Consider the following 13,212-nt stretch of genomic DNA (forward strand, 5'->3'; position numbering starts at 1 on the left):
CACAGGGTGACGCCGCTCACCGCTTGGCGGCGCGGTCAGCCAGACGCAGACAGCAGACCGTGGTGCGCCCCGAACCATTGGGCCGGCGCGCCGGGTCGGCGAAGGTGGCCAGCTCAAGGAAGCCGGCCTTGCGCATCATCCCGGCCGAGGCGGCGTTCTCCTCGTGGCGGTCGATGTAGATGTCCTGTACTCCCTGCCCCGCCAGTTGCTGCACCGCCTCGCTGAGCAGGCGCGCGCCGAGACCCTGGCCGGCCGCGGCGCCATGCACCACCGCTTCGCAGATGTAGGCATGCCGCTGTTCGCGGCGCTCGGCCGGCTGGTAGCGCTGGAAATCGTGGCACAGGCGGTAGCTGACGAAGCCTAGGGGCTCGCTGCCGCTGTCGCCTTCGGCCAGCACGGCCTGCACCGAGCCGTCTTCGATGGCCAGCAGGTGCGCGCGCACCTCGGCCTCGGGCAGGTGGTTCCAGGGATTGGGGCCGTGGCTGAGGATCAACTCGGTCATGCCGGAAATATCGCTGGCAACGGCCCGGCGCATCTTTATTTCGTTCATCTCATCCTCCGGCGCTGACTGATTGGTAGCCCGAACTGCATCCGGGCACGCGTTATAACCCGGCAGTGGGCAGATCACCCGGCAGCGCCTCGCCGCGCTCGACGCAGGCGGCCACCGCCTCGATCAGCGGCGCCAGCTGGAAACCCTGGGCGTGCAGCCAGGCATCGTCGTAATAGCTGGTGGCGTAGCGTTCGCCACTGTCGCAGAGGATCGCCACCACCGAACCGGATTCGCCGACCGCGACCATGCGCCGGGCCACCAGCAGCGCGCCGATCAGGTTGGTGCCGCTGGAGCCGCCGACCCGCCGGCCCAGACGCTGCGCCAGGTAGTGCATGGCGGCCAGGGACAGGGCGTCGGGCACCTTGCACATGGCGTCGATCACCGCGGGCAGGAAGGAGGCCTCGACCCGCGGCCGGCCGATGCCCTCGATGCGCGAGCCGCTGGCGAGGGTCAGGCTGGCATCGCCGCTGCGGTAGTAGTCGAAGAACACCGAGCGCTCGGCATCGGCACACAGTACCCGGGTGCGGTGCTGGCGGTAGCGCACATAGCGCCCCAGGGTGGCCAGGGTGCCTCCAGTACCGGGGCTGGAGACCAGCCAGGCCGGCTCGGGATGATGCTCGCGCTGCAGCTGCTGGTAGATCGACTCGGCGATGTTGTTGTTGGCGCGCCAGTCGGTGGCGCGCTCGGCGTAGGTGAACTGGTCCATGAAGTGGCCGCCGCTCTCGCGGGCCAGGCGCTCGGACTCGGCGTAGATCTGCGTGGGGTCCTCGACCAGATGGCTCTGGCCGCCATAGAAGGCGATCTGGGCGATCTTCTCCCTGGAGGTGCTGGCCGGCATTACGGCGATAAAGGGCAGGCCGAGCATGCGCGCGAAGTAGGCCTCGGAAATCGCCGTGGAACCGCTGGAGGCCTCGATCACCGGGGCGCCGGGCTTGAGCCAGCCGTTGCACAGGGCATAGAGGAACAGCGAGCGGGCCAGGCGGTGCTTGAGGCTGCCGGTGGGATGGCTGGATTCGTCCTTGAAGTACAGCTCGACGCCGGGCAGACCCGGCAGCTCCAGAGGAATCAGATGGGTGTCGGCGCTGCGCTGGAAATCCGCCTCGATGATGCGGATCGCCTCGCGGGTCCACTGCCGTGGCTCGCTCATGTTCATCTCCTCAGTCCAGGACCCCGGCCGGCACCGGCGGCGCGCTGCGCCACTGGCTCAAGGCCACGCCGACGAACACCAGGGCGGCGGCCAGCAGCTGTTCGGGGTTCAGGCGCTCGCCGAGCAGCAACATGGCGAACACCAGGGTGAACACCGGGATCAGGTTGACGAAGCCCGACGCCTGGCTGGCCGGCAGGTGGCTGACCCCGTAGTTGTACAGACCATAGGCCCCCACCGTCACCACCACGCCGAGGTAGAGCAAGGCACCGATGCCCAGGGGGCTGATGCTCAGCGGCATGGGCGCCTGCAGCGCCGCCAGCGGCAGGAAGAACAGCGCGCCGATAAAGGCCTGCATGGCGGTGAGGATAAAGGCCGAGTAGCGCGCCGACAGGTGCTTGAGCAGCAGCGTGTAGCCGGTGGCGCAGAGCATGGCGAGCAGCTCGTAGAAATTGCCCAGCAGCGGGTTCGGCGCATGGGCGTCGGCGCCACCGGCCAGGCTCAGCCAGACCGCGCCGGCCATCGCCAGGAGGAAGCCGGCCAGGGTGGTGCGGCTGGTGCGCTCGCGCAGGAAAACAAAGGCACCCATGGCCACCAGCAGGGGCAGCAGCGCGGTGATCATGCCGGCCTGGGAAGCGCTGGTGTTCTGCAGCGCCAGGGCCTCGAAGATGAAGTACAGGCAAGGTTCGCAGGCAGCCAGGCCGAGCAGGTATTTCCAGTCGCCGGCGCGGTACAACAGACGCCCGCGCCAGCGCCAGGCGAGGAGGAACACCAGGCTGCCGAGGGCCATGCGGGCGAAGATCACCCACAGCGGCGGCAGCTCGGCGAAGGCCAGCTTCAGGGCGATGAAGGAGCTGCCCCACAGCGCCATCGCCACTACCAGACACAACACCGCCGTTGCCCTGCCCTGCCCGCTCATCGCCTACTCCCTGCAAAACGCCGAGTCTAGAGAGGCAGGCGCGGCGTGCACAGATACAGTCAGGCGCGCGAACTGTGCGCGGCTACTGCTCCCAAGGCTTGCCGTGGGTCTTGTCGCTCAGGCGCACCTTCTGCTGCAGCGCGGCCTTGGCCAGCATATGGGCGCTGACCGGCGCGGTGATGAACAGGAACAGGGTGATCAGCAGCTCGTGCAGGCTGATGCCCTCGGCGCTGCTGCCGAAGTAGATCAGCGAGGCGACGACCATGCCGCCGACACCCAGGGTGGTGGACTTGGTCGGCCCGTGCAGGCGCATGAAGAAGTCCGGCAGGCGGTACAGGCCGATGGCGCCGACCAGGGCGAACAGGCTGCCGAGCAACAGTGAGATGGCGACCAGCGCCTCGATCCAGATGTTCATCAGGGCTCCTTATTCGATGATATCGCCGCGCAGCAGGTACTTGGCCACCGCCACGGTGCCGACGAAGCCCATCACCGCGATCAGCAGGGCCGCCTCGAAATACAGCTTGGACCCCAGCCAGACGCCGAACAGCACCAGCAAGGCGATGGCGTTGATGTACAGGGTGTCCAGGGCGAGGATGCGGTCCGGCATGTCCGGGCCCTTGATCAGCCGCGCCAGGGTCAGCAGCAACGCCAGGCCCATGATCGCCAGGCAGACCGGGATCACGTAGTCGAGCATGGGAATACCTCCAGCAACGGCGCCTCATAGCGCGCCTTGATCTCACGCACCATGGCGGCCTCGTCGGCCACATCCAGGCTGTGCACCAGCAGGGTCCGGCGGTCGTCGCTGAGGTCGGCGGACACCGTACCGGGGGTCAGGGAAATCACGCTGGCGAGCATGGTCAGGGCCAGCTCGTCCTCCAGGCGCACCGGTATCTCGACGAAGGCCGGGCGCAGCCGGGCGGTCGGGCCGAGGATCAGCTTCGCCACCTGCAGGTTGGCGACCACGATGTCGCCCAGCACCCGCAGCAGGAAGAAGCACAGTTTCAGCGGCTTCTGCAGGCGCGGCGGATTGATCCAGAACACCTGGCTGACCAGGGGGATCAGCCAGCCGAGCAGGCCGCCGAGCAACCAGTGGCCGAAGCCCAGGTCGTTGACCAGCATGAGCCACACCAGCAGCAGGGACAGGCTCAGCAGCGGCTGGGGCAACCAGCGATAGGTCTTCATCGGGCACCTCCGCCGAGCACGGCCTGATGGTAGAGCGGCAGGTCATGCAGCTGGCTGACCGTAGCCTGGGCATACTCCAGCAGCGGCGCGGCCAGGCCGGCCAACAGCGGGCTGAGGGCCAGCAGGCCGGTGCAGGCGAGCAAGCGACCGTAGTCCAGTTCGGCGCTGTCCAGCTGGCTCTGCCCGACCCGCCAGAACAGCGTGCTGCCGGCGCGACTCAGGCCGATCAGCGTGGCCAGGCCGCCGACCAGCACCACCGACCAGAGCAGCGCCGCCTGCACGCCCGGCTCCACCGAGCGCAGCAACAGCAACTTGCCGAAGAACCCGGACAGCGGCGGCAGGCCGGCCACGGCGATGGCGCCGACGAAGAACAGGGCGCCGAGCAGATGCGGGTTCTGCAACTGCGGGCCCTGCACCAGCTTGGTGTGCTTGCGCCCGCGCTGCCGCGCGATCAGGTCGGCGACCAGGAACAGGCCGCCGGAGATCCAGGTGCTGTGGACCAGGTAGAACAGCGCCGCGGACTGGGCCTGGGGCGTGCCCAGGGCGATGCCGGCCAGCAGGGTGCCGACCGAGACGACCACCAGATAGGCCAGCAGGCCGTGCAGGCTGCTGGCCGCCAGGGCGCCAATTACGCCGCAGGCGATGGTCAGCAGCGCCAGCGGCCAGAGCCAGTCCTGGGCCATGTTGGCCAGGCTGCCGGCCTCGTCGCCGAAGACCAGCGTGAACACCCGCAGGATCGAATACAGGCCGACCTTGGTCATGATCGCGAACAGCGCCGCCACCGGCGCCGAGGCCGAGGCGTAGGCCCTGGGCAGCCAGAAATACAATGGCAGGAAGGCCGCCTTGAGGCCGAACACCACCAGCAGCAGCAGGCCGGCGGCGCCCAGCAACGGCGCCTGGTCGACACTGGCCGCCGCCACCCGCTTGGCCATGTCGGCCATGTTCAGGGTGCCGGTGATGCCGTACAGCACGCCGACCGCGATCAGGAACAACGAGGAGCCCACCAGGTTGAGGATCACGTAGTGCAGCCCGGCGCGCACCCGCTCCGGCCCGCCGCCGTGCAGCAGCAGCGAGTAGGAGGCGATCAGCAGGATCTCGAAGAACACGAACAGGTTGAACAGGTCGCCGGTGAGGAAGGCGCCGTTGATCCCCATCAACTGGAACTGGAACAGCGCGTGGAAGTTGCGCCCGCGCTGATCATCGCCGCGCACCGCATAGAGCAGGGCGAACAGCGCCAGCACCGCGGTCACCATCAGCAGCAGCGCGCTGAGGCGATCGAGCAGCAGGACGATGCCGAACGGCGGCTGCCAGCCACCCAGGGCATACAGCTGCAAGCCACCCTGATCGGCCTGCTGCAACAGCAGGAAACTCACCAGCACCAGCAGCACGGTCGATGTCATGGACAGCGCGCGCTTGGCCGGCATGCTCAGGCGCGCGCCGAACAGCAGCAGGCTGCCGACGAACATCGGCAGCAGCACCGGCAGGATCAACGCATGGTTCATCGGGCGGGCTCCCGACCGTCGACGTGGTCGCTCTGCGACTCACCGACACTGCGCAGCGCCAGCACCACGACGAAGGCGGTCATGGCAAAGCCGATGACGATGGCGGTGAGCACCAGCGCCTGCGGCAAGGGGTCGACGTACTGGCTGCCCTTGCCGATCACCGTGCTCGCGCCGCTCTGCAGACGGCCCATGGCGAACAGGAACAGGTTGACCGCGTAGGAGATCAGCGTCAGCCCCATCACCACCGGAAAGCTGCGGGCCCGCAACAGCAGGTAGACGCCGCTGGCGGTGAGGATGCCGAGGGTTCCGGCGAACAAAGCTTCCATCTCAGAGTACCTCTTGTGCAGCTTTTTCCTGGGTCAGCTTGCCCAGGTTGGCGAGAATCAGCAGGGTCGCCCCGACTACCGTCAGGTACACGCCCAGGTCGAACAGCATGGCGCTGGCCAGCTCGATCTCGCCGATCAGCGGGATCGCCCAGTGGCCGAAGGCCGAGGTCAGGAACGGCTTGCCGAAGACCCAGCTGCCGAGACCGGTGAGCCCGGCCAGGAGCACCCCGGCTCCGGCCATGCGGTGATAGTTGAGCGGCAGGCGCGACTGGGTCCACTGCACGCCGTTGGCGACGTACTGCAGGATCAGCGCCACGGCGGTGATCAACCCGGCGATGAAACCGCCGCCCGGCAGGTTGTGGCCGCGCAGGAAGATGAACACCGAGATCAGCAGGGCCATCGGCAGCAACACCCGCGACAGGGTGGCGAGGATCAGCGGGTGACGGTCGCGGGCCCAGCTGCGGCCGGCATAGTCGACCCGCGGCTGGATCAGGCGCAGGCCGTCGAGCATGGCGTAGATGCCCACCCCGGCGATCGCCAGCACGGTGATCTCGCCCAAGGTATCGAAGCCACGGAAGTCCACCAGGATGACGTTGACCACGTTGCTGCCGCCACCGCCGGACAGGCTGTTGGCCAGGAAGAAGCCGGCGATGCTGTCATAGGGGCGGGTCAGCACGGCGAACACCAGCATCGCCACCATCACCCCGCTGCCCACCGCCAGGACGAAGTCGCGCAGGCCGCGCATGCTGCTCGATTCGCCACGGGTCTCCGCCGGCAGGAAGAACAGCGCCAGCATCAGCAGGACGATGGTCACCACCTCCACCGACAGCTGGGTCAGGGCCAGGTCAGGCGCCGAATACCGGGCGAAGGCCAGGGCCACCATCAGCCCGACCACGCTGAGCATCAGCAGCGACACCAGGCGCTGGCGATGGAAGATCACGGTGACCAGCGCCGCCAACGCGAGAATGCCCATGCCCAGTGCGCTGAAGCCATCGATCGGGGTCATGGGCACCGAACCGGTGACCTGCGGCAACGGCGCCAGGCCCAGGGTCACCACCACCAGGGCGGCGCCGAGCAACAAGGCCAGGTAGCGCTGCAGCGAACCGCTCTCCAGGCGCCCGGTGACGACTGCGCAGCACTCCACCATCAGCCGCACGCCGCGCTCGAACAGCAGGCTGGCGTCCATGCTCGGCAACCCGGCGTACCAGCGGAACAGCGGCTGGCGGCAGGCATAGATGAGGAGGCCGCCGAACAGGGCGATGAAGCTCATCAGCAGCGGCAGGTTGAAACCGTGCCAGATCGCCAGGCTGTATTCCGGCAGCTCGCCACCGAGGCTGGCCGAAGCGGCGGCGGCGAGCAGCGGGGCCACGGTGTAGGCCGGCAGGATGCCGACCAGCAGGCAGAGGAACACCAGCACCTCCACCGGCACCTTCATGTAGCGCGGCGGCTCATGGGGCGGGTATTTCGGCAGGTTGACCGGCTCGCCGTTGAAGAACACGTCATGGATGAAGCGCAGCGAGTAGGCCACGGAGAACATCCCGCCGAGCGTCGCCACCGCCGGAATCAGCCAGTCGAAACTGCCGAGCATGTGCAGGTTGAGGGTCTCGCTGAAGAACATCTCCTTGCTCAGGAAGCCGTTGAGCAACGGCACCCCGGCCATCGCCGAGGCCGCCACCATGGCCAGCATCGCGGTGTGCGGCATGTACTTCCACATGCCGTTGATCCGCCGCATGTCGCGACTGCCGGTCTCGTGGTCGATGATCCCCGCGGCCATGAACAGCGAGGCCTTGAAGGTGGCGTGGTTGATGATGTGGAACACCGCCGCCACCGCCGCCAGGCGGGTGTCCACGCCGAACAGCAAGGTGATCAGGCCCAGGTGGCTGATGGTCGAGTAGGCCAGCAGGCCCTTCAGGTCATGCTGGAACAGGGCCATGGCGGCGCCCACCAGGAACGTCGCCAGGCCGGTGATGGTGACCAGGTAGAACCACCACTCCGTGCCGGCCAGCGCCGGGTACAGGCGCGCCAGCAGGAAGACCCCGGCCTTGACCATGGTCGCCGAGTGCAGGTAGGCCGATACCGGGGTGGGCGCCGCCATGGCATGGGGCAGCCAGAAGTGGAAGGGAAACTGCGCCGACTTGGTGAACACACCGAGCAGCACCAGCACCAGCGCCACGGGATAGAGCTCGTGGGCGCGGATCGCGTAGCCGCTGGCCAGGACCCGCGACAGCTCGAAGCTGCCGGCGATGTGACCGATCAGCAGGATCCCGGCGAGCAGCGCCAGGCCACCGCCGCCGGTGATCGCCAGTGCCATGCGCGCACCCTTGCGCGCGTCCGAGCGGGCGCTCCAGAAACCGATCAGCAGGAACGACGACAGGCTGGTGAGCTCCCAGAACATCAGCATCAGCAGCAGGTTTTCCGACAGCACCACGCCGAGCATGGCGCCCATGAACAGCAGCAGGAAGGCGAAGAAGCGCCCCATCGGTTCTTCTTTCGACAGGTAGTAGCGGGCGTAGAGGATGACCAGCAAGCCGATGCCGAGGATCAGCAGGGCGAACAGGAAACCCAGGCCGTCCAGGCGCAGGCTGAGGCTCACCCCCAGCTCCGGCAACCACTCCAGCCGGGCCCGCATCACCTCGCCGGCGAACACCGCCGAACGCTGGTTGAGCAGCAGCACGAGCGCCAGCAGCGGCGCGACCCCGGTCGCCACGGCACAGGCCGAGCGGCCCAGGCGCTCGGCGAACAGGGGCAGCAACACCCCGAGAAATGGCAAGGCGACTATCAGCGCAAGCGCCATAAACTAAAACCCCTTATGCAAGCCCGCCGGACTCATCATGGCCGGCAGTCAGCTCCCCACAGACGATCCGGCGGCGTCACGCTGACGCGCGTCCACCTCGATCGTCCTCCCTCATGTTTCAGGCTCACGCCGGCCGCCGGATTTAAGCCTTTGTCTGCGCAGGATATTTTGCCGATTATCCATAGCTATCGGTAGAGATTCATGAATAGAAGTATTACTAAAAGCTGTCCCTCAGGCGTCTACAGACTCTAGCCGGGCCCCGGATCGACGCCTGCCACGCCCTGGGATAGCGGCGAGCACGCAAGAAAAAGCCGGATCAGCTTGCGCTGACCCGGCTCGAGATACGCTCAATGGGCGACGCGACTGGTGCCGTTGACGCTGAGAATCCGCACCCGCTCGCCGACGCGGAAGATCTGGTTCGGCTCGACCTGCTGTACGTAGGCGCGCATGGTGCCATCGTCTTCGCGCACGGTGATCTCCACGCCCTGGGTACGGGTCAGGCCTTCCTCCGCCGCAGCGCCGAGCAGGCCACCGGCCACTGCACCGACCACCGCCGCCACGGCGCTGCCGCGACCGCCGCCGACGCCGCTACCGGCCACGCCACCGACCACCGCACCGGCACCCGCGCCGATCGGCGTCTTGGTGCCTTCGATCTTCACCGGACGCAACGACTCGATGGTCCCCATGCGTACGGTCTGTACCGTGCGCGCTTCGGCACGGGAATAGGTGTCACCGGTCAGGCTGGACGCGCAACCGCCCAGTGCCAGGGCCATCGCAGTAAACGAGGCAACGAGCAAAGTGGGTTTACGCATAACGATTCCTCCAATAGCTTTCAGGGCATTAGACCGCGCCATTTCGGGCACTGTCACTGCTGTAGCGCAACAATAGCCGAAATCAGCCTCGGAACCTAAGACCCAAGCTGTTGCGCCATGTGCCAGACCCGGGCGATATCGCAGGCGCGCGCCTCCAGTTCCGCCGCCGCGCTGGCGCAGGCCTGCTCCAGGCTGATCGGCCCCGGTGCCAGGCTGAAGGCCGCCCCAATGCCGACCTGGTACATGCGCTGGTAGCCTTCGCCGAGGCTGCCGGCCAGGGCGATCACCGGCACGCCGGCGGCTTGCGCCAGGCGCGCCACGCCGACCGGCGTCTTGCCATGCAGGCTCTGGGCATCCAGGCGCCCCTCACCGGTAATCAGCAGGTCGGCGCCGGCCAGTGCCTCGGCCAGGCCGGAAAGCTCGGCGACCTGCTCGATTCCGGAGCGAAAGCGCGCGCCAAACAGGGCCTTGGCGGCAAAACCCAGGCCACCGGCGGCGCCGACGCCGGGAAAATCGCTGAAATCTTCGCCCAGGGCGGCGGCCACCACCTCGGCGAAATGTCCGAGTGCTGCGTCCAGCTGCGCCACCTGGGCGGCACTGGCGCCCTTCTGCGGCCCGAACACAGCGGACGCGCCACGCGGGCCACACAGGGGGTTGTCGACATCCGCGGCGATCTCCACCTGCACCGAGGACAGGCGCGGGTCCAGACCGCTCAGGTCGAGGCGTTCCAGATCCGCCAGGGCCGCGCCGCCGGGCGCCAGCTCCTGGCCGGCGGCGTCGAGCAAACGCGCGCCCAGGGCCTGCAACAAGCCGGCCCCAGCATCGTTGGTGGCGCTGCCGCCGAGGCCGAGAATGATCCGCTGGGCGCCGGCGTCCAGCGCCGCGCGAATCAGCTCGCCGGTTCCATGACTGCTAGTGCGGGTGGCATCGCGGCAGTCCCGCGGCACCCAGTGCAGGCCGCTGGCGGCGGCCATCTCCAGCACCGCGGTATTGCCCGCCAGCCAGCCCCAGTGGGCCTTCACCGGCGCTCCCAGGGGGCCGCACACCTCTAGCTCGCGGCGCTCGCCGCCGCAGGCCGCCAGCAGCGCATCCACCGTGCCCTCGCCGCCATCGGCCATGGGCCGCAGGCACAGCTCGGCCTGGGGAAACACCGCCGCCCAGCCGCGGGCGATGGCCGCCGCCACCTCAGGCGCGCTCAGGCTCTCCTTGAACGAGTCGGGGGCTATGACGATTTTCATGGAGTTCCTTATTGGGATCGTACGGCGTCGGCCGCCCATCGCCGCCCAGCGGTCGGCGCGGCGCCGCTCGCAACGTCAGGGGGCCAGGCGCTCGCGCAGCCAGGCGCCATCCTGCAGGCGGTAGTTGAGGCGGTCGTGCAGGCGACTGGCCCGCCCCTGCCAGAATTCGATGCGCTCGGGCAGCAGGCGATAGCCGCCCCAGTGCGGCGGGCAATCCGGGGCCTGGTCGAGAAAGCGCTGTTCGGTCTGCGCCAGCAACCCTTCCAGCTCGGCGCGATCGGCGATCACCCGACTCTGGGGCGAGGCCCAGGCGCCCAGGCGGCTGCCCAGCGGGCGCACCTGGAAATAGGCATCGGACTCCTGGGGCGTGACCCGCTCGACCCGCCCCTCGATGCGCACCTGGCGCTCCAGGGTCGGCCAGAAGAACGTCATCGCGGCGAATGGCCGGGCCGCCAGCTGCTGGCCCTTGGCGCTCTCATAGTTGCTGAAGAAGGAGAAACCGCGCGCATCCAGCCCCTTGAGCAGGACCACGCGACAGTGCGGACGACCCTCGGCATCGACGGTCGCCAGGGTCATGACATTGGGCTCGACAGGCAGCTGCTCGGTCTCCACCGCATCGGCGAACCACTGCTGGAACAGCGCCAGCGGCTCGTCCGGCGCGCGCTCCTCGCAGAGGCCGTCACGGGTGTAGTCGCGGCGCATGTCGGCCAGGGTCTGGGTCATGGCAAAGCCCTCTATGACTGAGAGCGACTAGCATAACCGGCCCCGGCCCGGTTGGCTCACTCCGCTGCAACCACCTGCTTGGCCTTGGCCACGGAGGCCTTCTTGGCCTGGGCAACCGCCGGAACCACAGCCGGCGCCGGCTGACTGTACTGGGCGTACAGCGCATTCAGGGTGCTTTGCGGTGTCAGCATGATCTCCACTCGACGATTGCGCGCCCGGCCTTCCGCGCTGTCGTTGCCGGCACGCGGCGAGTCCGAGCCGAGGCCCTTGACCAGCAGACGATCCTGCTTGAGGCCGCTGAGGCGGAAGATCGCGGTAATCGCCCGCGCCCGCTCATGGCTGAGCTCGCGATTGAGCGTCGCGGCGCCACTGCTGTCGGCGTGACCCAGCACCAGCACGGCGATGTTCTTGTCGGGCTCCACCAGCTTGGCCACCCGGCTGATCGGCCCCAGCGTAACGGGAAGCAGCATATGCGGACGGTCGGGATTGAAGGAACCGAGCACCGGCGCGGTCACCACCAGCAGGTTGTCGCGGCGCTCCAGCTCGAAATGGCTGCCCTGGATCGCCACGCGCAACTGCGCCTCGTAGTTATCCAGCCAGGCCTGGCTGACCTGTGGTGCGGGTTTGGCGACAGGTTCGGCCTGCGGCTTTTTCTCGGAGCCGGCACAGCCGGCGACCAGCAGACAGAGGGCGAGCGCGAGAGTCTTATTGGCAAACATCATAGATCCACACAAATCGGTCGAGGGAAGTGGCCACAGGCCAGTAGTAACTGTCAGTAAAGTCTGCTTGTGCCGCGAGTCTAGCCAGACTTCTACATACAATCCGCCAATACCCGCGCAAGTTTCTGCGCACGGGGGTCCATTAAGACGAACGGTCCTAGATTGTTGGTGACGAAGCCCAGGGCGACGTCGCGCTGGGGGTCGGCAAAACCAATGGAACCACCCGCGCCCGGATGGCCGAAGGCGCCCGGCCCCATGCCATAGGTGGCATTGGCCACCTGCGGCTGTTCCAGCATGCAACCGAGGCCGAAGCGCGTGCGGGTCAGCAGGGTTCTGTCGTCGCCGCAACTGTGCTCACGGGTCAGCTCGCCGAGCAGCTCGCTCTCCAGCAGACGACCGTCGAGCAGGCCGCTGTAGAACCCGGCCAGGCTGCGCGCATTGCCGTGGCCGTTGGCCGCGGGCTGCTGCATGCGCCGCCATTCCGGCTTGTTGGTGCTGGTCATGATCGACGGAGGATTGGTGAAGGCTCGCGTACTCAGGGCGGCCGGCTCGCTCATCGTCACCTTGAGCAGACGCTGGGCCGCGGCATCGCCCAGGTTGCCCTTGCCACGACCGATATGCGCCACCCGGTGGAACTCGCTGTCGGCCAGGCCGACGTGAAAATCCAGGCCCAGTGGCTTGGCGATGCGCGCGACGATGGACTCACCCGGCCCGCGCCCCTCGACGCGCCGCAGCAGCTCACCGACCAGCCAGCCATAGGTGATCGGGGCATAGCCGTGACCTTCGCCCGGCGTCCACCAGGGTTGCTCGGCAGCCAGCGCCGCGCTCATCGCCTGCCAGTCGTACAGGGCTTCGGCCGGCATCGGTTGGCGCAGCGCCGGCAGACCGGCCTGGTGGCTGAGTAGATGCCGCAGGGTGATCTTCTCCTTGCCGGCCGCGGCGAACTCGGGCCAGTAGCGCGCCACCGGCGCATCCAGCTCGAGCTTGCCTTCGCCGACCAGCTGCAGGGCGGTGACCGCGGCAAAGGTCTTGGTGCAGGAGAACAGGTTGAGGATGGTGTCGCTGTGCCAGGGCTGCTGGCCTTCCTTGTCGGCTACCCCAGCCCAGATATCCACCACGGTTTCGCCGGCGATCTGAATGCACAGCGCCGCACCACGCTCCTGGCGATCCTCGAACAAGGCGGCGAACGCATCCTTGACGGCCTCGAACTGGAGGTCGAAATAGCCCTGAATCTGCAAATGCGGCTCCTAGGTCTTTGAAATCAACAAGATGCCGCGCATTGTTCCAGCCCCGGCGGTGCTTG

Annotated in this window: 14 protein-coding genes; all 14 read right to left on the reverse strand. The window is 67.7% G+C overall.

Translation table 11 applies throughout. The annotated features are described in order from the left end of the window. Nucleotides 1-16: 16 nt before the first annotated feature. Complete coding sequence (locus ACSX1D_RS14650; protein ID WP_439859199.1) at nucleotides 17-550, reverse strand: GNAT family N-acetyltransferase; 534 nt, start codon at nucleotides 548-550, stop codon at nucleotides 17-19. 52 nt (nucleotides 551-602) lie between these two features. Next, nucleotides 603-1,697 carry a PLP-dependent cysteine synthase family protein gene (locus ACSX1D_RS14655; protein WP_439859200.1) on the reverse strand — a complete coding sequence of 365 codons (1,095 nt, stop codon included), beginning with the start codon at nucleotides 1,695-1,697 and terminating at the stop codon, nucleotides 603-605. 10 nt (nucleotides 1,698-1,707) lie between these two features. Further along, nucleotides 1,708-2,613, reverse strand: a complete 906-nt coding sequence (locus ACSX1D_RS14660) for a DMT family transporter (protein ID WP_439859201.1) — start codon at nucleotides 2,611-2,613, stop codon at nucleotides 1,708-1,710. A gap of 82 nt (nucleotides 2,614-2,695) precedes the next feature. Further along, nucleotides 2,696-3,028, reverse strand: coding sequence for a Na+/H+ antiporter subunit G (locus ACSX1D_RS14665; RefSeq protein ID WP_439859202.1), 333 nt, complete (start codon nucleotides 3,026-3,028; stop codon nucleotides 2,696-2,698). Nucleotides 3,029-3,037: 9 nt separating this feature from the next. Further along, complete coding sequence (locus tag ACSX1D_RS14670) at nucleotides 3,038-3,307, reverse strand: K+/H+ antiporter subunit F (protein ID WP_439859203.1); 270 nt, start codon at nucleotides 3,305-3,307, stop codon at nucleotides 3,038-3,040. Then, nucleotides 3,292-3,795, reverse strand: coding sequence for a Na+/H+ antiporter subunit E (locus ACSX1D_RS14675; RefSeq protein ID WP_439859204.1), 504 nt, complete (start codon nucleotides 3,793-3,795; stop codon nucleotides 3,292-3,294). Before ACSX1D_RS14675 ends, ACSX1D_RS14670 begins: the two co-directional genes overlap by 16 nt. Further along, nucleotides 3,792-5,297: a monovalent cation/H+ antiporter subunit D gene (locus ACSX1D_RS14680; protein ID WP_439859205.1), complete on the reverse strand. Its 1,506-nt coding sequence runs from the start codon at nucleotides 5,295-5,297 to the stop codon at nucleotides 3,792-3,794. Before ACSX1D_RS14680 ends, ACSX1D_RS14675 begins: the two co-directional genes overlap by 4 nt. Further along, a complete protein-coding gene (locus ACSX1D_RS14685; protein ID WP_439859206.1) occupies nucleotides 5,294-5,623 on the reverse strand; it encodes a Na+/H+ antiporter subunit C in 330 nt (109 codons plus the stop codon). Before ACSX1D_RS14685 ends, ACSX1D_RS14680 begins: the two co-directional genes overlap by 4 nt. A gap of 1 nt (nucleotide 5,624) precedes the next feature. Beyond that, a complete protein-coding gene (locus ACSX1D_RS14690; RefSeq protein ID WP_439859207.1) occupies nucleotides 5,625-8,417 on the reverse strand; it encodes a monovalent cation/H+ antiporter subunit A in 2,793 nt (930 codons plus the stop codon). A gap of 347 nt (nucleotides 8,418-8,764) precedes the next feature. Beyond that, nucleotides 8,765-9,229: a hypothetical protein gene (locus ACSX1D_RS14695; RefSeq protein WP_439859208.1), complete on the reverse strand. Its 465-nt coding sequence runs from the start codon at nucleotides 9,227-9,229 to the stop codon at nucleotides 8,765-8,767. A gap of 95 nt (nucleotides 9,230-9,324) precedes the next feature. Continuing rightward, on the reverse strand, nucleotides 9,325-10,467 hold the full coding sequence (locus tag ACSX1D_RS14700) for a glycerate kinase (protein ID WP_439859209.1): 1,143 nt from the start codon (nucleotides 10,465-10,467) through the stop codon (nucleotides 9,325-9,327). A 75-nt stretch (nucleotides 10,468-10,542) separates the two neighbouring features. Further along, nucleotides 10,543-11,190, reverse strand: coding sequence for a pyridoxamine 5'-phosphate oxidase (pdxH, locus tag ACSX1D_RS14705; protein ID WP_439859210.1), 648 nt, complete (start codon nucleotides 11,188-11,190; stop codon nucleotides 10,543-10,545). A 56-nt stretch (nucleotides 11,191-11,246) separates the two neighbouring features. After that, on the reverse strand, nucleotides 11,247-11,909 hold the full coding sequence (locus ACSX1D_RS14710; protein ID WP_439859211.1) for an OmpA family protein: 663 nt from the start codon (nucleotides 11,907-11,909) through the stop codon (nucleotides 11,247-11,249). 92 nt (nucleotides 11,910-12,001) lie between these two features. Beyond that, nucleotides 12,002-13,147: a serine hydrolase domain-containing protein gene (locus tag ACSX1D_RS14715; protein WP_439859212.1), complete on the reverse strand. Its 1,146-nt coding sequence runs from the start codon at nucleotides 13,145-13,147 to the stop codon at nucleotides 12,002-12,004. Nucleotides 13,148-13,212 lie beyond the last annotated feature (65 nt).

It is taken from the genome of Pseudomonas sp. MBLB4136 (assembly GCF_051904765.1).
Classification (GTDB): Bacteria; Pseudomonadota; Gammaproteobacteria; order Pseudomonadales; family Pseudomonadaceae; genus Aquipseudomonas.

Bases quoted from the DNA above. Each gene is read 5' to 3' on its own strand.
- ACSX1D_RS14690 (WP_439859207.1), bottom strand. From the start codon at position 8,417: ATGGCGCTTGCGCTGATAGTCGCCTTGCCATTTCTCGGGGTGTTGCTG.
- ACSX1D_RS14655 (WP_439859200.1), bottom strand. From the start codon at position 1,697: ATGAGCGAGCCACGGCAGTGGACCCGCGAGGCGATCCGCATCATCGAG.
- ACSX1D_RS14675 (WP_439859204.1), bottom strand. From the start codon at position 3,795: ATGAAGACCTATCGCTGGTTGCCCCAGCCGCTGCTGAGCCTGTCCCTG.
- ACSX1D_RS14700 (WP_439859209.1), bottom strand. From the start codon at position 10,467: ATGAAAATCGTCATAGCCCCCGACTCGTTCAAGGAGAGCCTGAGCGCG.
- ACSX1D_RS14680 (WP_439859205.1), bottom strand. From the start codon at position 5,297: ATGAACCATGCGTTGATCCTGCCGGTGCTGCTGCCGATGTTCGTCGGC.
- ACSX1D_RS14650 (WP_439859199.1), bottom strand. From the start codon at position 550: ATGAACGAAATAAAGATGCGCCGGGCCGTTGCCAGCGATATTTCCGGC.
- ACSX1D_RS14665 (WP_439859202.1), bottom strand. From the start codon at position 3,028: ATGAACATCTGGATCGAGGCGCTGGTCGCCATCTCACTGTTGCTCGGC.
- ACSX1D_RS14670 (WP_439859203.1), bottom strand. From the start codon at position 3,307: ATGCTCGACTACGTGATCCCGGTCTGCCTGGCGATCATGGGCCTGGCG.
- ACSX1D_RS14685 (WP_439859206.1), bottom strand. From the start codon at position 5,623: ATGGAAGCTTTGTTCGCCGGAACCCTCGGCATCCTCACCGCCAGCGGC.
- pdxH (WP_439859210.1), bottom strand. From the start codon at position 11,190: ATGACCCAGACCCTGGCCGACATGCGCCGCGACTACACCCGTGACGGC.
- ACSX1D_RS14695 (WP_439859208.1), bottom strand. From the start codon at position 9,229: ATGCGTAAACCCACTTTGCTCGTTGCCTCGTTTACTGCGATGGCCCTG.
- ACSX1D_RS14660 (WP_439859201.1), bottom strand. From the start codon at position 2,613: ATGAGCGGGCAGGGCAGGGCAACGGCGGTGTTGTGTCTGGTAGTGGCG.
- ACSX1D_RS14710 (WP_439859211.1), bottom strand. From the start codon at position 11,909: ATGTTTGCCAATAAGACTCTCGCGCTCGCCCTCTGTCTGCTGGTCGCC.